Raw genomic sequence first — 25510 nt, forward strand, 5'->3', positions numbered from 1 at the left:
TATTAATCGGCCAATTCGAGTCCACAGTATAAGAAGGCGGGTAAAGTAAGATGGAAAGTAAGATAGACAGGCATTGTTATGAATTCTTTTGTCGACGTTTTTGTCTTTGCTTTTTCCGCAATTCGCGTTTTTTCTGTTGTTTTATTTTGTCTCGCCATACCGAGATAATGATTGCTGCTATTATGCTGATAAATAAAACCGCGATGCCCACGCCAGACCAGAAACATAGCTGTTCATACACGCAAGGTAAACCAATTCTAATTTCCATATTGTTCACGCTGCCTCTTTATCTGTAAGTGATATATAAGACCTGAATCTCCAACAAAAAATTTCCGACAAACCTGTTGGGGCACAGATTTGAAATCTGTTATATTTTGCTCCCTTGGTTATTACTTTTTGTATTGGCCTCCTAAACTCCCGAATAAGTGTAAAAAGGAATAACTATGTTTTACCACAGAGCTCAACGCTCAGTTTTTATTTCCTTTTTCGTTCTGCTGATATCTGCCTGTGCTTCCGCTCCAAAATTAATGCCCACACCGAATGTGTTTATCAATACGCCTTATTCAGAAAGTGATGTCCCCGAAGATCTGCGTGAAACCAGTATGGAGCTGATATATGTCACGGACCGTGGTACTTCTGTCAATAAAGAGGTTATTTACGATGCGAGTCGTTCGCCATCCATTGCCTATGGTGTTGCCAAAGTAAATTTTGGAGATAAGTTATTACCCTGGGATGAATTATTGGCGCAAAGTAATATACAAAAGCGGTCGGCTGATTTAACTTATGTGCTAGAAAATGTAGATGAACAGGGGCGCTTTCCTTTATCACCGTATAAATTTAGACGAGTAGGCGATCGACTTCAAATTGATGAGGAAATCCTAGAGCAAAAGTCTTTTCATGAAAACCAACTCAACAACCACATCAACCAGCGTTTAAAACAAAGTAAAAATAAAGACGTTATTTTATTTGTTCACGGGTTTAATAATACCTTTAACGAGTCTGTCTTCACCCTAGCGGGTATTTGGCATTTTCTGAAACGACAAGGTGTACCTATTGTGTATTCTTGGCCAGCGGCAGCAAAAGGGGTAACTGCCTATTTTGCAGATAAAGAGTCGGGTCAATTTACGATATTCCATTTAAAAGAAACCTTACGGCTACTGTTTAAAAACCCTGAAATCGAAAATATTCATATTGTTGCCCACAGTCGAGGCACCGATGTGGTCACCACAACTCTGCGGGAATTGATCATCGAAAACAGAGCCAGTGGTGGCAACCCAAGGAAAGACTTACGTATTGAAAACCTCATTCTAGCTGCGCCAGATCTGGATTTTGGGATTATTAAACAACGCTTAATGGCTGAACAATTTGGGCCAGCCTTTGGGAAAATTACTATTTACACATCTCAAGAAGATAGCGCCTTGGGTATCTCTCAATGGTTAACAAACAGCTTGAGTTTTGGTCGATTAAATACCAAAGATGTGAATATAAATGAGCGTAATATCTTTAATTCCGTGGGAAATGTGAGCTTAATCAAAGTACCTAAGTCAGTAAACTTTATAGGGCATGATTACTTTCATAGCAATCCTGCAGTAAGTTCAGACCTTATCAATCTGATTTTATTCAATGCCGAACCTGGTTCGAAAGAACGACCATTGAAAAGACTTGAAAACAACTTTTGGTCACTGGATTCTGATTATCTAATTGGAAAATAAGTCTTTTAACTACAAATGATTCTAAGCAGAATCTTTTCGTTAGTCTTAACGCCTAGCTTTCAATAGACCTGATAATCTCAGGTATCTAGGCTAGTGCTCAATACATATCGACTTCATACTTTCAAACTAATGTGACCGGATTTATCATAATCTGTATCGTTTTTTTCACGCTATTTTGTCTTATCGTTACTATCAATTCGTATTATTTCCATGAAAAGTTGTATAGTAAAAATACAATAACATTAATAAAAGGTATCTAAACTATGAAAGGATTTCAGCTTATTCGCTGCATGTTATTTTCTGTTTTTGGCGTATTCACGGTAAATACTCTGGCTATAGCAGACACTCAGTTCGTTTATGCAGATGCCTTTGTGAATGTTAAAAACGGTAAATTAATAACACGTCCCTTATTAGAAATTCAAGACGGTAAAATTGTCAAGATTACCGCCAATAATCGTGCACCATTACCTCAAAATACCGTCGATTTGAGCGGTCATACACTTTTACCCGGTCTGACCGATATGCACGTTCATCTTACTGCCGATTCACAACAACATGGTTATAGTGGCTTAGCTGACTCTTTACCTAGAGTGACATTAACGGGCGCAAAACATGCGAAAGTAACTTTAATGGCTGGCTTTACTACCGTGCGGGATGTAGGCGCTCCAGGTTTTTCCGATGTGGCACTACGTGATGCGATTAACGATGGTGACATTGAAGGGCCACGAATGTTTGTATCTGGTCACGCTTTAGGGGTGACAGGTGGGCACTGTGATAACAATCTGTTGCCTGCTGAATATAAAGTGACAGCCGATGGCGTAGCAGATGGTCCTTGGGGAGTGCGCAAAAAAGTACGTGAGAATATTAAATATGGTGCAACGGTGATTAAGTTTTGCGCTACAGGTGGTGTGTTATCTAAAGGCACCAAAGTAGGCGTTCAGCAATATACGCTAGAAGAAATGCAAGCCATAGTCGACGAAGCTCATATGCGCGGATTAATAGTGGCGGCTCACGCACACGGAACCGACGGCATTGTCAGTGCGATAAAGGCGGGTGTAGATTCAATAGAACATGCTTCATTTCTTAATGACGAGGCGATTTCTTTAGCTAAGAAAAACGGAACTTACTTTTCTATGGATGTTTACGTGACAGAATTTATTCTAAGTGAGGGTGAAAACGCCGGCATTTTAGAAGAGAGTTTAGCTAAAGAACGTACGGTAGGTAAAAAGCAGCGTGATAACTTTAGAAAAGCCGTAAAAGCTGGAGTGAATATGGTATTTGGCAGCGACGCAGGGGTTTACCCCCATGGTGACAACGCCAAACAGTTTTCGCGAATGGTAGAGTTTGGTATGACACCACTGCAAGCCCTACAAGCAGCTACTATCAACTCGGCGAAGCTTCTCCAGCAAGAACAGCTATTTGGCAGCATTGAAGAAGGGAAAATGGCCGACATAGTCGCGATCAAAGGCAACCCATTAGATGACATCAGTTTACTTGAGAACGTTGTTTTTGTGATGAAAGAAGGTACTGTGTATTTACAACCAGCGCTTAAGTAACCTGAAAAACCGCGGCACAAAACTCGTTGATCAGAAAAACGCACTGTTAACTATTGCAACTTGCTTTTTCGTTGCCTTAGCCGCTTTTCGCGCTTTTTCCGCTGTTTTATTTTGTCTCGCCAAACAGAAACAACGATTGCCGCTAGTATGCCAACAAATAAGGCAGCGATTCCTACTCCAGACCAAAAACACAATTGCTCATATACGCATGGTATGCCAATTTGAATCTCCGTATTGTTCACAATATTTGGTTACTCCATGCATATAGGACAGTGTCAATTGGTTAGCTATGAGTGAGTTGTCACCCTAATAGCTTTTGTACTATCGATATATTAGACCTGTTGTTTGTAGATAAAATTTCCGGCACTGCGCAGTGGCGGTCAAATTCAGTTGTAACCAGCACTATTCTATAATTCGACTACAATTAATTAAATCAAATGCCATTGCCACAAACAGGTTGCATACTTAGGAAATTAGCAGCGCTATAAGTTCAGCGTTTTATCACCCTAAACCTGACCTAGATCAATATGTAAGACTACCTAATCAGTACACTGAAGTTAATCCAATTAGAGCGATAAACATAAGGTAAATTTCAGCATGCAAATAGAAAAACATACACTAACTAATGACTTTCCAGAACATCATCATACTATTCGTCATCTTAAAATGAACGATAGACATTTTGCTAAACAATTTGATCAGTATCATGATGTAAATAAAGAAATTCATCATATTGAAGAACAGAATGAAGCTGTTTCAGACGATTATTTAGAGTCGTTAAAAAAACAACGTGTGGTACTTAAAGATCAATTATTCGCGCAAATAACCGAGACTGAGAAAGCGCTGTAATTTTTCGCTAACTTTTTGATAATGATAAGGCGGCTATAAGATGAAAATGCACAAAAGTTTATTTGTATTCTCCGTTTCCCTGCTGTTTTTCAGTATTACGTTAATTCAGGGATGCTCAAGTCAGATGGCCGCTAATCTCAGAAAAGTAACCTACCCACCTGATTTCAAATACGTGGAGCCGTCACAGCTACGTTCGGATATGGATCGTCTCGCGCAACAAATGCGGGTATTGGAGTTTGCGTTAAGCCAGCAACATGAGCCGCAAAGTGTCGGTTTTGCTAAGCAACAACAGCAAGTATTATCTACTTTGCAGAATATTGAAAAGATAGCTTCTGGATTGCGCGCAGGAGATGCGGGGGCCAGTCACCCTTTTCTTCAAGACTATATGCGTGACTTTGTAAGTAAAGTAGACAATGCACGCATTGCCGCGTCTTTGGAAAAACCGAGTTATTACTTGGCTGGGAAAGTGTCTGGTGCCTGTACTAACTGTCATAGCGTAAATCGCTAAGCTCGTTCAAAAATAGCAAAAACCTGCGGGGCAGATCCCGCAGGTTTTGTTGGTCTTATTGTTTTGCAGTGTTTGTCTTTTTTAAGCTTTCAATGTCGGCTATTAGATAGGCCACAGAGGCTTTGTTAAGACCATTGTATATGCCACGAACATGTCGGTTTTGATCAATCAATAACAGACTTTCGGTATGTAAAAAATCATCTGTGTTTTGAATGTTACCCAAATCTTCACTGGCAAAATAGGCCGACTTGGCAAGTGAATATATCGCGTCCCTATCTCCGGTGGCTAAATGCCATTTGCCACTAACGATGCCATTGGTATCCGCATAATCTTTCAACAAAGCAACTGAATCAGAGGTTGGTCTAATAGAGTGTTGAAGAATTTTCACTTCAGGATCATCAATGAACCTTTCTTGAACCGCAATCAATTTCGATCTAATCGATGGGCAAATTCCTGGGCAAGTACTAAAGAAGAATCCGGCAACATAGATTTTATTTTCAAAGGTTTTTTCGCTTACTTCTTTGCCATCTTGATCAATAAAACTAAACGGCGGAATTTGATGAAAGTTTTCAAGCTCTTTACTATCTGGCTCTAGCCAGATAGGCGTAAATTCTTCACTATTATAGTAAGGTAAAGTATCGGATGCGTGAGCAAACGCACTTAATACTAATCCGCTAAAGAGAATTGTTTGCTTGATTTTGGTAGTAATCTGGTGAAACGACTTCATCTTCAACCCCAACACAGTTATTTGCTTTTCTAAGACCATAAATCCGTCCATTTTTGTATTCAAAATTGGAAAATAGTTTTCCGTTTAATCGCCAGGCTTGTTGTAACCCTATGGGTTTGCCCGCGAGATAGTTAAATTTCTTAAACTTGGCACCGTTCCTATACCAGCGCCAAGCGGTGCCTTCTGCTTTGCCATTGACATACACAAAGTGAGACCGTGGATTACCATTGATCCACCATGTTTTGGTGTCACCGTCACGTTTACCTGAAACATAGTGGGACTCATAACCTAAAGTCCCATTTTCAAACCATTTCCTTGCATGGCCCTGACGCCTACCATTCACGAATTGGTCGCTGGTCGCGATACTTCCCGATGGGTGATAACTCACCATGTCACCATTAAAGGGTTCGTCTTGGTATACCCGCTGCCCTTGGCTGTTTATCGAAATTTCTGATTTTTCAATAACAAGCGGCGTAACAGGTGCTAATGTCGTAGCCGCCGTTATAGCGCCCACCATCAGCACTGCCAGTACACATATTGAGCGCAGGCCTAAGCAAAAAAACCTTTGCTTATCAGTTGATATCACTCGGTGTACCCTGAAAGTTACCTGGGAAGATTAAATAGTAGTCACCGTTCAAGTATTGTTCGGTTGAAACATGATAATGATATTCAGCATCTTCTTCTGATCCGCCAGTGTACAGAGTGACCGACGTATGGCCATTGGACTCATCTAGATCCGTTGGGTAGCCAGCTGTTGAATAGCAGCGTCTTCCAAATATAAAAAATCCATCGGCCATAATCCCAACCAGTGAATCATCATCATATGAAACTGCCCTAGGCTCTAAATGATAATGGTAGGTTTCGGGCCCTGTGTGAGCACCATTGCGGTCGAATCCTTGAATAACTCCTAAAGATACGTCACCGTTACCTTCTGAATCATTGAATATGGGAGCGCCGCTTATGGCAATACCAATAGCGCCAAGAGGTGTGGCAGACGAAGTTGCGGCAAGCTCAGGATTTACCGGAACGGTTAAATCATAGTCGTTAATATAATCTTCAATATCACCCGGTGAGCGTTGCTGATCAAATAATTCAGCATCTTCAGGTTCAACATATAAACCACTTTCGTTGCCTGAATCCCAATAGGACGATGTGTGGTCGGGTTTACCTGCTGATTCAAGCGCGACTGTGCAGCCATCTTCAGACAGCACAACGGTAACATTTGGTGCAGCTACGAATTCAAGAAAAGCGCTGGATAGCTCTGTCATCGGAGTGTCGCAGGTGCTGGTATCTGAACCTGTATCTGTTCCTGAACCTGTATCAGTGTCACTATCATCTTGGGCAAGCGCAGTATCTGATGAACTGCCTCCGCAAGCGACCAACAATGACAAAACACTGGCAATGCATAGTTCTCTTATTCGATATTTTTTTTCAAACATAATTCACTCACTTTTCTTCACAAAGCTACTTGTTATTCGCATTCATGCGTTTAATTCGTGTGCAATTTAGCATTAAATAAAACGCGGAAATGTGCATTTTTGGAGGAGATTTAGCGCACAATGCTGCAAACTTTATTCGACTATCCCTATATTTTGACTCATAAGAATTCTGGCTATACCGGTTTACAGGGCGTTGTATGCTGGGTAATCTTGAAAGGGTGAGAAACGAGTTTTTATACAGTTGGCAACAAAAGAGAGTGAATAGATGATACCCATTGAGACCTTATTCATGTTTTTGGCAGCTTCGGCGGCACTTTCTGTTGCACCTGGACCGGATAATATCTTTGTTTTAACCCAGTCGGCATTGAATGGTCGTAAAGCTGGGATTTTAGTGACACTAGGACTCTGCACTGGGCTCTTAGTGCATACTGCTGCTGTGTCACTAGGTGTCGCTGTCATTTTTCAAACCTCCGAACTGGCGTTCAATATTCTTAAAGTCGTGGGCGCAGTGTATTTGCTTTACTTAGCTTTTCAGGCTTTTCGCGCAGGTGCCACTCGATTAGAAGCAGCAGGAAACGCAAAGTTAGCTTGGCAGCAGCTCTATTCACGGGGCATTATTATGAATATTACCAATCCTAAGGTAGCGATATTTTTCCTTGCTTTTCTTCCTCAATTTGCCGATCCCAGTAAAGGCTCAGTTACCCTACAAATGTTAGTTTTTGGCGCTGTTTTTATTATTACCGCGCTTGTTATCTTTAGCTTGATTGCATGGTTTGCGGGCTATCTAGGAGATTGGTTAAAAGGATCGACAAAAGCACAGGTGATTATGAATAGAATTGCTGGAACCGTGTTTACCGCGCTCGCATTGAGACTTGTTTTAAGCGAACGTTGATCAGTTCCATTCGACGACTCATGGGGTAAAGTTACCCCATGCAACCCATAGCAACTGATAATTCCCGCAAACGCAATACCCAAAACATCGTTTAACGATTTTATATAAATAATGGCGTGCAAAATTCTTGTTGGTTTTCCGAAACAAAATATTCGCAGCACACATTAATGAAAGCAGAAAGCGACTTTCCTGTTCTTTATCTTAGAGTGCCACATTTTGGTGGGTCTACGATTGTTGTTTGAAGGATGTTTATGAAAACTATTTTGTCTGCGCTGATATTCAGTGTGTCGATTTTTACGGCGAATGTGCAAGCTGATGAGACTATCCTAGCGGGTGGTTGTTTTTGGTGTATGGAGTCTGATTTTGAGAAATTAAATGGCGTATCTGATGTGGTATCAGGTTTTACCGGTGGTGATACGCCTAATCCCACATACAACGGCAATCATCGTGGACATTATGAAGCGGTTAAAATTACTTATGATGCTAATGTGGTGAGTTATCAGCAAATTTTAGATCACTACTGGGTTAATATTGACCCTTTCGATGCTAAAGGACAATTTTGCGATAAAGGTCACAGCTACTTAAGTGCAATTTTTGTTGCTAATGATGAAGAGAGAGCGATTGCTGAAAAATCAAAAGCTGCTGTACAGACTCAATTTCCCGCACAAAAACTGGTAACTCCTGTATTAGTGGCAAGCCGTTTTTACCCAATTAAAGGCGAAGAGATTGGCCATCAAGATTTTTATAAAAAAAGCCCCGTTCGCTACAAAATATACCGTTGGAACTGTGGTCGTGATCAGCGTTTAGAAGAAATTTGGGGCGAAAATGCTAGCCATTAAAAAACACAAAAATCGCCACCTTTGTGTCATGCAGTGAAAACAATAGACGCCAGGAAACCGCAAAACTTAGCTATTTATGTGGCAAGGTTTTGCTTTACTCGTTGTTTGTTGTTTAAAATCACCGAGGTTGCGGGCTAGGTTCACTTTCCCTTATCATTCATCAAATGGCACTTGTCGGCATTTTAAATCCTTGAAATTTGTGCTGACCCCTTCACTGATATTAAGGAATATAGATTGAAAAAATCACCGATTCTGGTCGTTCTCATCGCCAGTTTATTTGGCTGCAATACTACCACTGAAAGTAACCAAGCCGTCGCCAATCAAGATGTTAAAAGTAAGATTGTGCAACGGGATTTAAATAGTATCGCCACAGACTATGTAAAACTGGTATTACAGGTAGGGCAGTTTGACGGTGATATTGTTGATGCCTATTACGGACCAGAGGAGCTCAAGCCGGATGACTTAGAGCAGGGGGCTGCTTTTCCTGCCGATGAGTTAAGCGCAACTGTCGAAATATTAATTCGTGAGATTAAAGAGCTGGCAGACGATGCTATTCCAACAGACCAGCAAGCCCGGCGAGAAATGCTAGAAAAACAGCTAATTGCGATCAAAACAAAAGTAAATATGTTAGCTGGGAAAGAGTATAGCTTTGACCAAGAAGCGAACTTGTTATATGACGCCGCACCACCCAAATTTGAGCTTGAATACTTTGACGCTCTGCTTGCTCAGCTAAACGGCTTATTGCCAGGAGAAGGGGCTTTATCGCAACGCTATGTTGATTTTACCAGCCAATTTGAAATTCCAAAAGATAAGATAGATATAGTATTTAAAACCGCAATTGCAGAGGCGCGCAAACGCACCTTAGCTAAAATTTCTCTGCCTGAAAACGAAAACTTTTTATTGGAATATGTTACCGATAAGGCGTGGAGCGGATATAACTATTATCAAGGTAACGCGCAAAGTCTTATTCAAATTAATATTGATTTTCCTATTTATATCACCCGCGCAATAGACCTTGCTGCCCACGAAGGATACCCAGGACATCACGTATACAATGCTTTGTTAGAACAGAAATTGGTGAAGGAAAATCAATGGATAGAATTTTCCGTTTATCAATTATTTTCGCCCCAGTCTTTAATTGCTGAAGGCAGTGCTAATTACGGGATCGACGTTGCCTTCCCTGGCGAATCACGACTTAACTATGAAAAAGAAGTATTGTTTCCCTTAGCTGGTTTAGATGTAAGTAAGGCCGATTTGTATTACCAAGTACATGAGCTAATCGGAAAATTAACTTATGCTGGAAATGAAGCTGCAAGACAATATTTGAACGGGATGATCACAAGAGATGAAGCGGCTGAAATAATGCAAAAATACCAGCTGTATAGCCAAGAAAAAGCTTATCAAAGAACACGTTTTATCGATAAATATCGCAGTTATGTTATCAATTACAATCTTGGCAAAGACTTGGTAGCCGAGTATGTAACATCAAATGGAGGCACTGCAAATAACGTCGATACACGTTGGCAAGTATTTGAAGAGTTATTAAGTAACCCCAAAACCGCTAGTATGATCGCGAAATAAACTGATTTGACCCTGCAGGTTTCAACGGCTTTGACCCTGCAGTTTTCAACGGCTGACTTATGGGGGACCCCGCAGGTTATCACCAGCATTTAGCTGGGCTAATTTGCTGATCTGATAGGGTTAAGATATATTGTCTTGCATATCAAATATATTGAAAAGTGACTTCCTGTAGTATTGAATTTTGGAGGAGTTTTCCTCTAAGGCTCGTTCAAGTATAGCAGTTTTAAGCTAACCAATTGGTTTTAAAGGGCTTTTATGTCTAAACGTTTGCCACCGCTAAACACTCTTTGGGTATTCCTCACCGCATCTCGTTTATTAAGTTTTACCAAAGCCGCCGATGAACTCTTCATTACTCGATCTGCAGTAAGTCGGCAGATTAAAAATTTGGAAGAGTATTTTGGATTTAAATTATTTGAACGCCATAAAGTGGGCTTAGAGTTGACTGAGCAAGGAGTCATTTACGCGAACTCCATATCGAATGTTTTTGCAGATTTAAAGGTTGCCACCGATACAGTGCATCATGGTAGCGAAAACCGAAAACTAAAGTTGGGGATCTCGGCTACTGTTAATTCAACGTGGTTAATGAGTCGGCTTTGTAGGCTTGAGCAACACCACCCTGAACTTACTTTGTCATTTTTTACCAACAGTTTCGATACCGGTAAAGATTCAATTGATTTTTCTGGTGAAAATATGAATGCGGCTATTCGTCTTGGAACAGAAGATCAATGGCAAGGTTGTCACTACGACAAGCTAATCGACGTATATGTGCAACCTGTGTGCTCCCCATCTTTGCTCGACGAATCTCATGATCCTGAAGATATCACCGCGTTAGCTAACTACAATTGGTTGCACTATGGTCATTTGTCGAAGTTATGGGCTCAATGGTTGTCAATGAGTCGCTATCCCGCGCTACAAACGGATAAAAAAAATATTGTCTTAGATAATGTTGCTGTGGCTACTCAAGCCGCTGTTGATGGTTTAGGGATTATCCCCATGTATCGACCACTAGCTGATCCTCTTTTAAAAGAAGGCAAATTAGTGGTCGCCCATAATTATATGATGCTGAAAAAAGAGTCTTACTATTTTGTTTGCCCTGAAAATTATGAAAATAATCAGACCCTCAAGATTTTTCGAGACTGGTTAGTTAACGAGTCTCAGCAAGCACAACAACAGTGGGATAAAGACTTTTTAGACTAATGCTAATGGTAGTTGTGGTAGGTTAACTACCGTCAACCTAATTTATATGCCACCCATACAGAGATATTTTATCTCGATGTAATCGTCGATACCGTATTTAGAACCTTCTCTACCGTTACCCGATTGTTTTATTCCACCAAAAGGTGCTACTTCTGAAGAAATAATGCCTTCGTTTATACCGACTATGCCATTTTCTAAGTTTTCAGAAAATCGCCAAATTCTTGCATAATTTTGGGTGTATACATAAGAAGCCAATCCTGCTTCAGTGGCATTGGCTAATTCAAGGGCCTGTTCTTCAGTATCAAATGGAATTATAGGGGCAACAGGGCCAAAAATTTCTTCTTTGAATATGCGCATTTGAGGGGTGACATTGGTTAAAATTGTTGGCAGATAATAATTAGCACCCAAGTGGGTTGCTGCTCCGCCTAGTACCTTAGTTGCGCCATTTTTTTCAGCATCTGTCACCAATGCGTGTACATTTTGTGCCGCCGCAGCATTAATCAATGGCCCGATAGTAATACCCTCATCATTGCCATTTCCCACTTTTAGTTTCTTGGCTTCGGCAACAAACTTATCGGTAAATTCTTGATAAATACTCCTTTGCACAAGAAACCGGTTTGCGCAGACGCAAGTTTGACCTGCATTGCGAAATTTGGAAGCGATAGCACCTTGCACTGCTTTATCAATATCTGCATCTTCGAACACCACAAAAGGAGCATTACCGCCCAGTTCCATTGAGGTTTTTTTAACCGTATCGGCACATTGTTTAATTAACAGCTTTCCTACCTTAGTAGAGCCAGTAAAGGATAGTTTTCTGACCAGTGAACTATCGGTTAACGCCTTGCCTATTTCTATGGCATCAGCACCCACAACAATGGAAAGTAACCCTTTGGGTAAACCGGCCCTTTTTGCTAATTCGGCCAGCGCCAGAGCACTTAACGGCGTGGCTTCTGCTGGCTTCAGTACAACCGCGCAACCAGCTGCCAATGCTGGTGCTACTTTGCGTGTGATCATCGCATTTGGGAAATTCCAAGGAGTTATAGCTGCAACCACACCAATGGCTTGTTTGATGGTTAATAGTCTTTGGCTAGCGTTATTACTTGGAATAACATCGCCGTAAATACGTTTGGCTTCCTCTGCAAACCATTCGATATAAGCAGCGCCATAGAGTATCTCGCCTTTGGCTTCTGCTAAGGGCTTTCCTTGCTCTGCACAAAGAATTGATGCCAAATCGTCTATGTTTTCTATAATCAGGGCATGCCACTTTTGCAATATTTTTGCTCTATGTTTTGCTGTGGTTTGACGCCATTTTTGCATGGCACTTTGAGCGCCCTGTATAGCAATATTGGTATCATTTTTATTGCCGCTAGCCAGCTTACATATTTCTGCACCAGTGGCTGGATTGAGTATTGGAAAGGTGCTTCCTGAGTCACTTTTCACCCATTCTCCATTAATAAAAAGTTGTGTTTTTAACAACAACGGATCGTTTAGCGATAGCATTTTAACCCCATTTGATATTGGCAAAGAACATCGATGATTAACCTTTATGGGTTAACCGCGATGAACAAATAAACGTTTATTTGGTTGACGATTGTTACTTAGTTGACGACTCTTCTAGCGAAACTAAAGTTGCGCGATAATGAGGTAAACATTTTCCTAGCAATAGAGCTGAGCCTGCCATGGCAAAAAATGAGACTAACAACAACGAATATCCCACCATCTCCGGTGAACCGAAAATGTAATCTGTAGATAAAGCAACCAAAGTTGGACCTAGCCCTAAGCCGATTAAATTTACGATGAATAGATACAAAGCACTAAATTGTCCTCGCATATTACTCGGAACAACTTCTTGAATTGCTGCAGGCCCTAATCCCATCATGAAGTTTGCGAAAAACGTTGAAATTGCCAGGATGAGCAGAACCACTGTGAGATCAGAAATAAGGGGGTAAATTAAGGTTGGAACAATACCAATGATCATTGCCCACATCGCCACTCTTATTTTTGCATCACTTTGGCCTTTCTTGAAACGTCTATCAGCGGCTATTCCGCCAGCAATGACACCGCCAGCACCACAAATTAAAACGATTAAACCAAAAGCTAAACCAACTTCACCACTTTCCATTCCATGTACCCGAATTAAGTAGCTGGGTACCCAAGCCAACGCACCATAACCGGCAACCGAAGCTAGGGCTGCGCCAAAATTATGTAATAAAATTGTCTTTTTATTATTTTTAAAAAACTGAACAACTTCGGCTACTGGTACCGCCTTTTCTTGTTTTTCACTTCGTGCAGGTTCTTTTAGGGTAAACAGAAAGGGTACTAGCAGCAGCCCTGGCAGACCGACGGCTAAAAATACCGCTTGCCATGCATAAACTTCACCTATAATCGGTAAGGAGATGGACGAAAATGTAGAAGCCCATTGGATAACCATGCCGCCAACAATTAACGCCATACCACCACCAAGATAGATACCCATGGTGTAAACTCCAATGGCTTTGGCTAAGTGTTTTTTCGGTACGCTATCGGCGATAAGTGAATACGCTGCTGGAGATAGTCCGGCTTCACCAACACCTACTCCCATGCGTGCAAAAAACAACGACCAATAACTTTTTGCTAAACCACAAGCTGCGGTCATTAAACTCCAGATGAAAATGGACCAAGCAATTATGCCTCTGCGACTTTTACTATCAGCGAGGCGACCTAAAGGCAGTCCCATGAGAGTGTAAAATAACGCAAACGACAAGCCTTGTAACAAACTCATTTGCGTATCGCTTATGTCCAAATCGCGCTTCATAGGTTCAACTAATAAGCTTAAAATTTGTCTATCGATAAACGAAAATGTATAGGCTAATAATAAAATAAAAATTAAATAGGCAGCATAAATACTCTGCTTCGGAGATTCGCTTAGTATTGCACTTGATTCTACTTTGCTCAGTGTTTTTTCAGTCATTTCACTATCTCATCTAACAATTAGAAGGAACTAATAAGCGGCTTGATAAATGGCTAGAATATCTGCTTCATTCATCGGTCTGGGGTTATTAATCAACAATCGTTCTTGTTTCATTGCATCTTTGGCCAGTGTGACTAAAGAGTCTTGGGTAACCGCCACACTCTCCAAGCGAGTGGGAAGTCCTATATCTGTAATTAGGTATTCTAAATGTTGGATAAAGGCTTCTGCTTTTTCGGTATCTGAATCAAGCGTGGAGCAGGTATCAGGAATGATGGCTTCGGCTAACTCAGCATACAAGTGCGCTGCAGAGGGCATATTAAACTTCAGTACGTGGGGTAATACTAGGGAATTACTCAAACCGTGGGGAATATGGTAATGACCACCTAATGGATAAGCCAGAGCATGAACAGCGGCTACGGGCGCATTGGCAAATGCCTGACCAGCCAAAGTTGCACCTAGCATCATATTAGAGCGTGCAGCTAAATTCTCTCCTTGATGCACAGCAGTTTGAATATTTTTCGACATCAACGTTAAGGCTTGCAGCGCGAGCATATCTGAATAAATGTTTTTCTTAATCTTACTGGTGTACGCTTCAATGGCATGCACCATGGCATCGATGCCTGTGGCAGCAGTGATATGCGGAGGGAGTTTGATTGTCAGAGTGGCATCCAGCAGCGCTATATCGGGTAGTAGTACACTCGACACTATTCCCATTTTCATTGCTTCACCTGTGGTGACAATAGAAATTGGCGTCACTTCAGATCCTGTGCCAGCAGTGGTTGGAATTTGAATTAATGGCAGTCTTGAGTTTTCAAGTTTGTCGATACCAAAGACGTCGTTTAGGGATTGCTTAGAATCAGTAAGTGCCGCGATTAATTTTGCCGTATCTAATGAGCTACCTCCACCTAGACCAATTACGCCATCGATATTGTTGTTTCTGGCAAATGATATTGCGTTTTCAATGACTTCTGTTGGAGGATCTACCTCGACCTCACTGAACACCACAAAGTTTATTGCGTTGTCTTGTAAACTGGTCGTTATTTTTTGATGTAGCCCAAGGCTGACAATACCTGGATCTGTCACTAGCAAGACATTTTTAATGTTGAGCTTGTAACAATATTCAGCTATCTCGGATGCAGCGTTAGGTGCATTAACAATTGATTTGGTGGTATTGAAAACAAATGACATATTTTTTAACTTATTGTTGGAAAGAGGGGGAAGCCCCCTCTTTGATTTCTGCAACCATGGGATCGAATTTAGAATGCTAATTTCACTTTCGCATAGAGTACACGGCCTAGTGGGTTATGTTGTTTAGGATCATAACTTAAGCTGCCTTCAGCAATATAAGCACGTGGTGGCATTTTATTGAGTAGGTTTTTAATACCTAAGGTTAATACAGCTTCACTGTCATCGGTAATATAAAAATTAGCCGAATATTGCATATCTACAGTTGTAAATGCGTCTACTGTTGAACTTTCGTTTGGTAAAGCGGACACATCTACTCCAGTGTCATAGCTTGATACATAGTTAACATTAATTGAAGCTCTTTGGCTTTCACCCAACCAATTAAAGTTTACAGAGCCTTTGGTTTCAGGCATTGAGCGAGCAAAGTTATCAATATTAAACGAGCCAGCTGCTTCAACTACTTCACCGTTATCTTTAGTCAGTTCGTACGAATTAAAATGCGATGCATTTAAACTAATATTAAACTGATCTGATAAAGTCCATGTCGATTCGAAGTCAATACCTTCAACACTTACCGACGATGAATTAAAGTAGTTAACTTTGACAGAAGATAAGAAACCAGCATCAGTACGAATAATATCTACACCATTTGGATCATCAATCAACTTCCCCTGAGCATTTTCAACAGTGATCAAATTGGTATAATCAACACGCCAGAAGTCTACTTTAAAATCCAAGTTATCAGTTGGTTTAAAAATCAAACCTATATTGTAGTTGTCAGATTCTTCAGGCTTTAAATCCTCGTTACCAGTAGCGATAACACCAACAAAGGCACTGGATTTTGCGGTACCGTCATCATTGTAATCGGTAATACTGGTAATAACTGCCGAAGAAGCATTTTTCTGTGATAACGATGCGTCTCTAAAGGCGGTACTTGCAGATGCGCGCATAATCCATTGATCAGATATTTGCCAGCGAACGGCTATTTTCGGATCGACACTTGAATCATTTTCTAATTTTTCGTAACGCAGTGCCGCTTTTATTTCAATGTCTTCTGTAACAGGGATAACACTTTCAGCAAACAGGGCAAAGGTGTTTTTATCAGCATCAACTTCTGACAAACCTTGTAGAAAGATTAAATCAACTGGGATAGGGTTGCCTTGGTCATCAAATTTGATTTCATTGACATCATCGGTTTCAACTTTAAAGCTTTCAGTTCGCGCTTGAATACCAGCCGCAAAACCAATTGTTCCGGCTGAAACTTCATATAAATCACCGCTAACAACCGCATCGAGTACCAACAAATCGGTGGTTTTCTCTGATTCTGTCATATAGGTAAAGTCATCGATAACTGATTGGCTAAGGCTAGAGCGATCAAAAGGGTTAAACAGCTCATCGTTATTCGGACCACCAACCCCTGCTAATGCTGCTACTAGTCTTGATTTCAATTGGTCTTGCTGATACTGCTTATAGTTATTTTTACTGTAAGTTAATGCTGTGTCCCAACTCCAACCATTATCAAAGTCACCTACTAAACTTAACGAGGTGCGGAAGGTATCATTTTCACGGGGTGATAAAGCGGGTTCATAATCAGCTCCTAATGGTCGACCTAACCAAACGACACCGACACCAAATGGGTTACCTGAGTCTGTAGGACCAATGTATGGAAACGTTAAGTCTGGGTAACTGGGTGATTGAGGGTTATCTTTTACCTCATTTGAGCTCCAACTAAGATCCGCAGATAAGGCAATTCCGTTGTCAAAATCATGAGATATATTGCTATACAGTTGTGCACGGGTTTCAGTATTCACTAAGTTATATAAAGGCCCATAGTTAAAACCGCAGCGTGAACCATATGCTTGGGGAATGATCATGCCTAAGGTATCATCTAAGCAGGTGGGGTCAGGTACGTTTTCATAGGCACCATAGCTCCCAGCGTAGGGTCCATCGGCTACCTCAGCATCAGCCAAAAGTAAGAATGAATTACCCAAAGAGCTAAATGCTACATCACCCAACTCAGGTCTATCAGCAATGGTTAGCGGTGTTCTGTCTAAGTAATGACCCGATACTACAATCGAGGTGTTGTCAAATTCAGCTCCCCATAAAAAGCCTATGTCAGTGTCTTTTTGACTACTATCGTCGGCTTTGCTGATTGAAGCGTTAATTTCAAACCCTTCAAAATCTTTACGTAATATAAAGTTAACTACACCGGCAATGGCATCCGAACCATAAGTAGAAGCGGCACCTTCTTTTAACACTTCAACTTGCTCAATAGCATCAATAGGAATATGACTGGTATCCACAAATACACTGCCATCATTGGTCAGTGCTCCTGAAATTGTTTGACGACGACCATTGATGAGCACCAATGTTGAACTTAAGCCTAAGCCGCGTAAATTCACATTACCTGTTCCTTGGCTAGCGGCTTGTGAAAAAGAGTCAGCTTGGTTTTCAGCACCAGAAGAAATCGCTAATTTTCCGATCAGCTCTGAAACCGTGGTGGCACCGGTAGATTGAATGTAATTGTAATCTAGTACTTGTACTGGCTCGGCGGCATCCACTGAGGTACGTTTAATGTATGAACCTGTAACTTGAATTTTTTCAGGTTCGTCTTCACTACTTGTGTTTTGTTGAGCACTTGCTGAGAAAGCTAGTGCAGCCGTGATAGAAATAGCGAGTAACTTTTTTGTAGTTAATATTTTAGTTGTTTTCATAAATTGTGTCCCGAAAGTGTGTGTCCTGAAAATTCGTTTTAAAACAAAACGCGTCTTACTAATTTTTTGGCCTATTAGCTCTGGTACATCACTGAATTGAGCACCATCGCGCACTCAGTGACAGCGTCTTTTGATTGTTGCAATACGCCAAAGTTGATAAACCCATGAAACATGTCGGTATAACAAGAGTGTTTCACTGCTACACCATTTTCGGTGAGTTTATCTACAAACATTTGCCCTTCATCCCTAAGGGGATCAAAGCCACAAGTTAAAATAAATGCAGGAGGAAGGTGTGCAAACTCCTCGGCATTTAATACGTTAAAACGGGGATCGTTTTCATCTTCTTTACTGATGTAATGTTGGTGAAACCATTTTAATAAATTTTCAGTTAACAGAAGATCTTTAGAGAATGCCTCTCGACTTGGAGTGGAATTGTTACCGACAATACTGGGATAGATTAATAACTGAAAATAAGGTTTAAATTTGTTTTTATTGAGTAAGCAATAAACGATAGCTAAATTAGCACCTGCACTATCCCCCCCTAACCCAATGCGTGTTGAATCAAGCTTTAGAGATAGTGCATTTTCCACAATCCAATCTGTAGATTCTTGGGTGTCTTCAATGGCTCCAGGAAAGACCGTTTCTGGAGCGAGTCGATAGGCAACGGAAATAATCACAACATTTGATTGCACACATAGTTGTGCAAGGAATTTGTCATAAGAATGAATGTCACCAAGGACAAAACCTCCCCCATGAAAATAAATAAGTGTAGGGTACAGATTTTCATGTGAGGAGGCTGGCCTATAAACTCGCGCTTCTAATTCATGGTTTGCACACGGAATGCTTATATCTTCTCTGGTGATATCGGTAACATCCTCATGTTCGTAGGGATTCTTCCGAAATTGCCTAACATATTTAGGTTCGAATTCGTATGCTGGAGGTAAAGAATGAATATAGTTAAGCACTTCTTGAGCATGGTCATCAAGACCAGTACTTGATGCTTCGGCTTTGTCTGAGACATTTTCTTTTGCCGTATTTTGACTTCCAAAAAATGTTTCTTTTTCAGTCTGACCTATTTGTTTATTTGCATCTTTTGACAACATTATTCCTAGCCACTGTTATTTTTTTGTTATTTTTTTGTTTTTTGGAAGTGGTAGTTTTTACATCTTAAAAATTGCGCGCTCAAGTAACATATATGAAACACGCTGTTGACATATACTCAACAGTGATGAAAAGTGCATTTGAAACAGTGGGTTATATTATGTTTTTGTATGGTTGCAAGCTAGTTTAGGTAAATAAATTGTTTGATTTATTTTGTGGTAAGTGACAAGGCCAATAACAAATAGAGGGATTATTCTTAATGCTTGTTGAATAAAATACCCAGCAAAGCCAGTTAAATTAAATGGATGGCTAGGGTCTGTAGAAAGCCGATAAAAACAAATTAGCAAAGATAAACGCAGGTTTACCTTTGCTGTGGTATTTAATCGTGAATGGCACGCTAATTTTGTTACGTCTTAAGGTGATTATCACCCTAGTTCCCAGGCATTGAAATGTAACCTGGTAACTGTTCTATTCGATCCATCCATGCGGTGATATTGGTGTACTTAATCATTGTGATATTTCCCTCATGGGCGAGGGACACATAGGGGTATACAGCACAGTCTGCTATTGTTGGTCGACCCGCCGCCAACCAGTCATTGTTTAAAAGGTGGTTATTGATTAACTCTAGAATTCGCTCGGAGCGCTGCGCGCACAGGGCCATATCACTTTGTATGTTGAATTTCTCAATGAGTCTTGCAGTGTTGGGGCCGTGTTGAATTTCATTTGCCGCAACTGACAGCCACTGCATCACATCCGCTTTTAGGTGGGGTTCACTTGGCCACCATGCCTCACCGCCAAATTTACTGGCTAAATAGACTAGTATGGCTTGAGCATCTCGCAGAACCACTTTGCCATCCTCTAAAATTGGAATTTCCCCCCATGGATTTAAGTCAAGTATGTGTTTTTCCTTATGTTCACCTTGCATAAAATCCACAGGAACTATGGTCAGAGGTATCTCTGCTAATGAAGCAAATAACCTTACTTTGTAACAGTTTCCTGAAAGTTCTAAATCATATAGTTTCATTGTTTCCTTCCTCAGGTAGTAATTGATTAAATTCAAGAACGTTTCCATCTGGATCGCGAATAAACAGTGATATTCTCCGTGGTCCTAGTCTTTTCGGTCCTTCAGTAATCATAATTCCCTCTTTTGCTAACCATGCTTGGAATTCACTCATGTCGTTAATAATGAATGCTGGATGGGTAACACCGGGTCGTTTAATTGGTTCGTCTAATAAGACATTCTTTTGCTCTTTTGATTTTGCGCCGTTAAATATCAGATTAATTCTGACGCCAGCGGAGGTGACCATTTCATTGGCTTCACCTTCTGGGATCCGATAGGTTTCTTTAAATCCAAGGCGTTCATAAAAATGGATTGCAGTTTGTCTGTTGCTAACCCTAATTCCAACATGATCATAAGCAAGGGCTGCCTGAGGATTGATAGGAGGCACAAAGCTCATTTTTTTGTCCTTCTGTGTTTAAACTTAAACTATGACACTTTGTGATTTAAAAGATAATACGGTAAATTTGGTAAAGATATTTTCATAAAGTGAAATAATAATGGATCGATTAGAAGCGATGTCAATGTTGATAAAAATCTTGGAAGCGGGCAACTTCTCCAAAGCGAGCAAAGAGTTGAATGTGCCTTTACCAACATTAAGCCGGAAAATATCGGAACTAGAGGCTCAACTGGATGTTCGCCTGATACATCGAACCACGCGAAAACTGTCATTCACTGAGTCTGGGCTTGAATATATCAAGGCTTGTAAACGCATTCTGGAACAAGTAGAAGAAGCTGAAAGTGATTTAAAAGGCGAGTATTCAGAGCCTAAAGGGGATTTAGTGATTACGGCTCCGGTCATGTTTGGTCGCTTATATGTTTTGCCAATAGTGACGGAGTTTTTATCTTTGTATGCCAATATAAATGTGCAACTTGTGTTGGCTGATGGAAATGTCAATTTGTTTGAAGATGAGGTGGATATGGCGATTCGCATTGGTAAGTTACCGGATAGTTCCTTAATCGCAACACCAGTCGGAAAGATGCGTATCGTTACTTGCGTCAACCCTAGCCTGTTAGAGGAGTATCCGCCGTTAGCTTCCCCAGAGGATTTAGCTGGTTTTCCTTGTGTGACGTTAAAAACGAATATGACAATTCCCCATTGGAGTTTTCGACTTGCTAAGTCTACTTCCCCCGTAAGTATGAATATTGCCTCTCGTTTAACGGTTACCGACAGTGAATCAGCCGTGTATGCGGCAATAAATAAAGTGGGGGCGACACAGCAACTTCATTACCAAGTGATGCAGGGGGTGCAAGCAGGTACTCTAAAAATCGTCTTGCCTGAATTCGAACCAGAATCTGTGCCTGTGCATTTACTCCATAAAACCAGAAAATACATGCCGCAAAAAATGAAAAGCTTCCTTAATTTCGCAGCTCCCAAACTAAAAGATCGTGTTCAGGCGCTTTGTTCTTAAATGAAAGACCATTACATTTTCTACCCTTACAGGTAAAACTCTATTCGCTTCATTTTTCAATTTAACATTGGCAATGGGACTAAGTATTGTCCGTCCACTGTACGTTACTATCGTTTTTTATTGCAGCCTTTAGTAAATCGATTAAAGGTAAAGCACGGTGAGAAAGGCTAACATCAGGCGTTTCTTCGTTATCGTCAGTAAGCTCTTCTGATTCGGCGTGTTGCGTTGCTACTCCGAGCGCAGCCTCCAGGTTCGCAAGAGCTGCAGGGACATCTTTTGCTAGAATTGCACTGGGTACCGTGCCGCTATGCCCCATCATTTTTAGTAATTGCACTGCGATATCTCCGAACATAGTAATGTTGGCACCTGCTTGACTGGAAAAAATTATTAACATGATGATTTAACTCTTCGGGTTGTTCGAAAATGTAAGATAAGTGTACACCATACAACACCCTATACTTCAACTAACGAGTTTCACTGCATTGGGTTAAATACCTTCCTATCTGAAGTCTAAACATCGAGGTTATGAAAGGAATTATAAAGACACCCATGTTTAGGAGTTACCAAGACACCCAGGAGGAGATACCAAGACACCCATGTTTAGGAGATACCAAGACACCGAGATACCAAGACACCCATGTTAAGGGGGGGAGCTTCGATTAGCTTTAGTTGATAATCGCGCAGCGTGAGGCCGCAGGTTATAAGGAGTTCGTCCAAGTAGATTGAGTTATAAAAATTCGTGAGCAACCACAAAATTAAGAAGTGTGCTTTAACCTAATGGCTATGCATCTTGTATGATTGCTACCTTGTGCTATACCTTAATTTACTTTTAGTATCGGTTAACTCAAACGCTCATATAAATTTTATTCAGTAAGGGAATACATAATGAATCACTTTATCTCTTTAGCCGTTTTAGTCACTTTGTCTGCGCCATTCAATCTTAGTGCTAAAGATACGCATGTTCTACAACGACTCCAAAGCGTGAAAAAAGAATTAAAAGAAGGGGAGTCGCATAATTACTTTATCAAGGCGGCAGAAAATCACTTTATTTTTGGAGAAGTTGAGCAAGACACAATCGATGTGAAAATTCAGTTATTTGACCCTAAAGGGACAGAAATTAAGGCCTACAATAGCACTGAAATTGGTAGTGAGCCTTTTACATTAGATACTAAAAAGGCTGGCGATTATAAAGTCGTTGTCAGATCGTTTGATGAAAGTACCGCTGGCCGTTACTCAATACAATTAGTTCGTAATGAGGCCATCCCTGAGGACCCTGATAAACGCCTCGAACAATTACTCAGCCCATACGATAAGGAAGCGACTCCTGGTGGGGTCATTGGTGTGTTTGAAAAGGGGCAGACTACCCACGTTCATTCTGCAGGTATGGCAAATATTGCCCATGGCGTTGCATTTACCCCCGACATGCCAACCAATATTGGTTCTGTTTCAAAGCAGTTTACTGGGATGGCGATGCTACTACTTGAACAGCAAGGAAAGTTAAGCTTAGACGATAATCTTCGGCAGTATTTTCCGGAACTGCCAGATTTTAGCGCAGACATTACCATCAGAAACCTTCTTACACATACCTCGGGTTTACGTGAAATATTTGATTTTTTAGGGATGCGGGGGTGGACGGGCGAAGAATTCATAGACAAGCATCAAGCTATCGAAATAGTGAAAAAGCAAGCAAAGTTACAATCCGCGCCTGGCGAGAAAATGAATTATAACAACACAGGCTTTATTTTAATGGCACTGCTTGTTGAACGCGTTAGTGGACAGCCATTTTCAGACTGGATGCAGGCAAATATTTTTGAGCCACTCCACATGAAAAACACTTATGTAAGACGGGATCCTGGCCATATTATCCCAAATGGGGTTCAAGGATACGATAATGATAAAAATGGCTTTCGAGAAGCTGGAGATTTGTATTCCGCACCGGGAGCCGGTGGTATTTATACTACTGTTGCTGATATGGCAAAGTGGTCGCAGAATTACATCACTGGCGAGTTGGGTGGAAAGGAGCTGATCACTAAATTAACGACGCCTGGCGTACTTAATAACGGTGAACCGCAAACTTATGCATTAGGTTTGGGCGTCGAAGATTATAAGGGATTATTACGCTACGAACACGGTGGTGCTGATATGGCGCATTATACTAACTATGCATTCTTTCCCAAACTTGAAAAAGGGGTGTTTTTAAACACCAATAATACAGCTTTTAACATGGCTATGTGGAATCAAGTCGTTGACTTGTTTTTTGGCAAGGATTTTACCGAGTCATCGAAAGAAATTGATAATCAAGAAGATATAAGCAGTCTTAGTTTATCCCCAGAATATTTAGCGCAGTTAGCAGGGAAGTTCAAATCAGAATTGCTCGGAATGACTGTGGAGATAATGGCTTCAGACTTACAGCTTAAAATGGTCTTTGACGATAGTAACGCCATGCCCATGATAGCGCTCTCTGAAACGGAGTTTGCGGTGAGCGATGGACAATTCAATGTGCGCTATTCGATGAAAAATGAAAAAATAAGTGGCATCTCCATTAAACCCGGTCTCAGTTCGGATCGTTACGAGTTCACAAAACTCGACATATTTGAACCTACAAAAAAGCAATTGGCTGACTATACAGGTAAGTACTTTTCGAATGAGTTAGAGGTACTTTACACCATCGGCATGAATGAAGAGGATAGCCTCACGCTAAAACTGTACAATCTCCCTGAATTGACCTTAGTTCCGTCGGAACCAGATGTGTTCAGCGAAACGACTACTATATACAGTGATTTGAGTTTCATTCGAGATGCAAGTGGCAAGGTAACTGGAATAAGCCTCAGTAATGGCCGTACCCAGGACGTGATGTTTGAGCGTATGTCCTTGTAAGTTTTTAGAGCGGTTGTATGGGAAGCTCAGCATGCACAGTTATTGGCAAATAACTTGGGGTGAATGAGTACTTTTCCCTACAAGCAGCTTGGCAGACGAGGTCGAAACCTATTCAACCATCAAGTTAGCTCTGGATCAGAGGGACTAAATTACCTATTTAATCGCTCTAGTCGATTTAATCTGGTTAGAGCGATTTTAGCCTTGGCATAGCCTCTTTCTGCCGATTCTTGATACCAGCGTTTTGCTGTAGCGCGATCTTGAGCCACGCCTTTTCCGGCCTCATAGCTGAGCCCTAATTGGTACTGGGGAATGGCATCGCCTTGCTCTGCTGCCTTGAGCCACCACTTTACCGCTAACTCATGGTTTTGTTCAATTCCCGCTGCGAAAGCATAAGCGTTTCCTAAATTATGTTGTGCCAATGTGTTACCCAGTTTGGCTGCTCGTCGATACCATTCAACGGCTTCTTGTGAGTTCTCATTTTTCCCTAGCCCTTCGGCATAAGCGGTTCCCATCAAAAATATGGCCTCGGGAACCTGTTGCTCAGCTAATTCTTCTACTTTAGAAATCACACTCTTAGCAATTTCCTTTGCCTTGTCTTTATCTGCTGGATATCCCATTCTGCCGGTTGAATATACCCTTGCTATCCACATAACCGCTAGTGGATCTTTGGTCAAAGCTGCGGTCTCTAGCAGTGTTTTAGCCTTGCCATCATCCACTTTTCCCGTGGCACCTATGTACCATTTAATTGACTCATCTAAATTAGGGTCAATTTCATATTGCTGTGCAGCATGAGTGCGGAATGAAACAGCAATGAAAAGCACAATGAGTAATGAAAGTGATCGAAGAATAGATAATTGAAAGTAGTTTTTCATTTTACTCCTAAGGCTTATGCTTTAATGATTGAATTGTGATGG

The 25510-nt window shown here is 41.0% G+C and carries 23 protein-coding genes; 10 read left to right on the top strand and 13 right to left on the bottom strand.

Annotated features, from left to right (window positions below):
• Positions 1-76 precede the first annotated feature (76 nt).
• Positions 77-268 carry a hypothetical protein gene (locus KO530_RS11755; protein ID WP_216048634.1) on the bottom strand — a complete coding sequence of 64 codons (192 nt, stop codon included), beginning with the start codon at positions 266-268 and terminating at the stop codon, positions 77-79.
• Positions 269-443: 175 nt separating this feature from the next.
• Between KO530_RS11755 and KO530_RS11760 the strand changes: the two genes are divergently transcribed.
• The 4 genes from KO530_RS11760 to KO530_RS11775 all read left to right on the top strand — a co-directional run bounded on the left by KO530_RS11760 (position 444) and on the right by KO530_RS11775 (position 4625).
• Positions 444-1712, top strand: coding sequence for an alpha/beta hydrolase (locus tag KO530_RS11760; RefSeq protein WP_216048635.1), 1269 nt, complete (start codon positions 444-446; stop codon positions 1710-1712).
• A gap of 263 nt (positions 1713-1975) precedes the next feature.
• On the top strand, positions 1976-3268 hold the full coding sequence (locus KO530_RS11765; protein ID WP_216048636.1) for a Xaa-Pro dipeptidase: 1293 nt from the start codon (positions 1976-1978) through the stop codon (positions 3266-3268).
• Positions 3269-3865: 597 nt separating this feature from the next.
• Positions 3866-4117: a YdcH family protein gene (locus KO530_RS11770; RefSeq protein WP_216048637.1), complete on the top strand. Its 252-nt coding sequence runs from the start codon at positions 3866-3868 to the stop codon at positions 4115-4117.
• Positions 4118-4157: 40 nt separating this feature from the next.
• Positions 4158-4625: a hypothetical protein gene (locus KO530_RS11775; protein ID WP_216048638.1), complete on the top strand. Its 468-nt coding sequence runs from the start codon at positions 4158-4160 to the stop codon at positions 4623-4625.
• A 55-nt stretch (positions 4626-4680) separates the two neighbouring features.
• Here KO530_RS11775 and KO530_RS11780 read toward each other — a convergent pair whose 3' ends face one another.
• Genes KO530_RS11780 through KO530_RS11790 form a run of 3 tightly spaced genes read right to left on the bottom strand, consistent with a single transcriptional unit; the run spans position 4681 to position 6791 of the window.
• Positions 4681-5352: an SCO family protein gene (locus KO530_RS11780; RefSeq protein WP_216048639.1), complete on the bottom strand. Its 672-nt coding sequence runs from the start codon at positions 5350-5352 to the stop codon at positions 4681-4683.
• Positions 5300-5938, bottom strand: coding sequence for a toxin-antitoxin system YwqK family antitoxin (locus KO530_RS11785; protein ID WP_303500688.1), 639 nt, complete (start codon positions 5936-5938; stop codon positions 5300-5302). Before KO530_RS11785 ends, KO530_RS11780 begins: the two co-directional genes overlap by 53 nt.
• Entirely contained in the window at positions 5925-6791 is an 867-nt protein-coding gene (locus tag KO530_RS11790; protein ID WP_216048640.1) for a YHYH protein, read from the bottom strand. The genes KO530_RS11785 and KO530_RS11790 overlap by 14 nt, the downstream gene beginning before the upstream one ends.
• A gap of 265 nt (positions 6792-7056) precedes the next feature.
• On the opposite strand from KO530_RS11790, the gene KO530_RS11795 reads away from it, so the two are divergent.
• The 4 genes from KO530_RS11795 (at position 7057) to KO530_RS11810 (ending at position 11300) form a co-directional block, all read left to right on the top strand.
• Positions 7057-7683 (top strand): LysE family translocator, encoded by a 627-nt coding sequence (locus KO530_RS11795; protein WP_216048641.1) that lies wholly within the window; start codon positions 7057-7059, stop codon positions 7681-7683.
• Between the two features lie 251 nt (positions 7684-7934).
• Entirely contained in the window at positions 7935-8522 is a 588-nt protein-coding gene (gene msrA, locus KO530_RS11800) for a peptide-methionine (S)-S-oxide reductase MsrA (RefSeq protein ID WP_216048642.1), read from the top strand.
• A gap of 234 nt (positions 8523-8756) precedes the next feature.
• Complete coding sequence (locus tag KO530_RS11805) at positions 8757-10103, top strand: hypothetical protein (protein ID WP_252729190.1); 1347 nt, start codon at positions 8757-8759, stop codon at positions 10101-10103.
• 255 nt (positions 10104-10358) lie between these two features.
• Positions 10359-11300 carry a LysR substrate-binding domain-containing protein gene (locus tag KO530_RS11810; RefSeq protein ID WP_216048643.1) on the top strand — a complete coding sequence of 314 codons (942 nt, stop codon included), beginning with the start codon at positions 10359-10361 and terminating at the stop codon, positions 11298-11300.
• 42 nt (positions 11301-11342) lie between these two features.
• On the opposite strand, the gene KO530_RS11815 is transcribed toward KO530_RS11810, so the two are convergent.
• From KO530_RS11815 to KO530_RS11845, 7 genes are all read right to left on the bottom strand, one after another.
• Positions 11343-12800 carry an NAD-dependent succinate-semialdehyde dehydrogenase gene (locus KO530_RS11815; RefSeq protein ID WP_216048644.1) on the bottom strand — a complete coding sequence of 486 codons (1458 nt, stop codon included), beginning with the start codon at positions 12798-12800 and terminating at the stop codon, positions 11343-11345.
• A 94-nt stretch (positions 12801-12894) separates the two neighbouring features.
• Positions 12895-14250, bottom strand: a complete 1356-nt coding sequence (locus KO530_RS11820) for a spinster family MFS transporter (protein ID WP_216048645.1) — start codon at positions 14248-14250, stop codon at positions 12895-12897.
• Between the two features lie 30 nt (positions 14251-14280).
• The gene (locus KO530_RS11825) at positions 14281-15438 is read right to left on the bottom strand and encodes an iron-containing alcohol dehydrogenase (protein WP_216048646.1); all 1158 of its coding nucleotides are present in this window, start codon (positions 15436-15438) and stop codon (positions 14281-14283) included.
• Between the two features lie 68 nt (positions 15439-15506).
• Positions 15507-18149, bottom strand: a complete 2643-nt coding sequence (locus KO530_RS11830) for a TonB-dependent receptor plug domain-containing protein (RefSeq protein ID WP_216048647.1) — start codon at positions 18147-18149, stop codon at positions 15507-15509.
• 74 nt (positions 18150-18223) lie between these two features.
• Entirely contained in the window at positions 18224-19252 is a 1029-nt protein-coding gene (locus KO530_RS11835; RefSeq protein WP_216048648.1) for an alpha/beta hydrolase, read from the bottom strand.
• A 428-nt stretch (positions 19253-19680) separates the two neighbouring features.
• On the bottom strand, positions 19681-20274 hold the full coding sequence (locus tag KO530_RS11840; RefSeq protein ID WP_216048649.1) for a glutathione S-transferase family protein: 594 nt from the start codon (positions 20272-20274) through the stop codon (positions 19681-19683).
• Positions 20261-20707 carry a VOC family protein gene (locus KO530_RS11845; RefSeq protein WP_216048650.1) on the bottom strand — a complete coding sequence of 149 codons (447 nt, stop codon included), beginning with the start codon at positions 20705-20707 and terminating at the stop codon, positions 20261-20263. Before KO530_RS11845 ends, KO530_RS11840 begins: the two co-directional genes overlap by 14 nt.
• 100 nt (positions 20708-20807) lie before the next feature.
• On the opposite strand from KO530_RS11845, the gene KO530_RS11850 reads away from it, so the two are divergent.
• Positions 20808-21719: a LysR family transcriptional regulator gene (locus tag KO530_RS11850; protein ID WP_216048651.1), complete on the top strand. Its 912-nt coding sequence runs from the start codon at positions 20808-20810 to the stop codon at positions 21717-21719.
• A 79-nt stretch (positions 21720-21798) separates the two neighbouring features.
• Here the strand turns inward: KO530_RS11850 and KO530_RS11855 are convergent, their stop codons facing one another.
• Positions 21799-22113, bottom strand: coding sequence for a DUF1840 domain-containing protein (locus tag KO530_RS11855; protein ID WP_216048652.1), 315 nt, complete (start codon positions 22111-22113; stop codon positions 21799-21801).
• 491 nt (positions 22114-22604) lie between these two features.
• Between KO530_RS11855 and KO530_RS11860 the strand changes: the two genes are divergently transcribed.
• Positions 22605-24596 carry a serine hydrolase domain-containing protein gene (locus KO530_RS11860; RefSeq protein WP_216048653.1) on the top strand — a complete coding sequence of 664 codons (1992 nt, stop codon included), beginning with the start codon at positions 22605-22607 and terminating at the stop codon, positions 24594-24596.
• Positions 24597-24745: 149 nt separating this feature from the next.
• On the opposite strand, the gene KO530_RS11865 is transcribed toward KO530_RS11860, so the two are convergent.
• Complete coding sequence (locus KO530_RS11865; RefSeq protein ID WP_216048654.1) at positions 24746-25468, bottom strand: tetratricopeptide repeat protein; 723 nt, start codon at positions 25466-25468, stop codon at positions 24746-24748.
• Positions 25469-25510 lie beyond the last annotated feature (42 nt).

It is taken from the genome of Aliiglaciecola lipolytica (assembly GCF_018860635.1).
GTDB classification, from domain to species: Bacteria; Pseudomonadota; Gammaproteobacteria; order Enterobacterales; family Alteromonadaceae; genus Aliiglaciecola; species Aliiglaciecola lipolytica_A.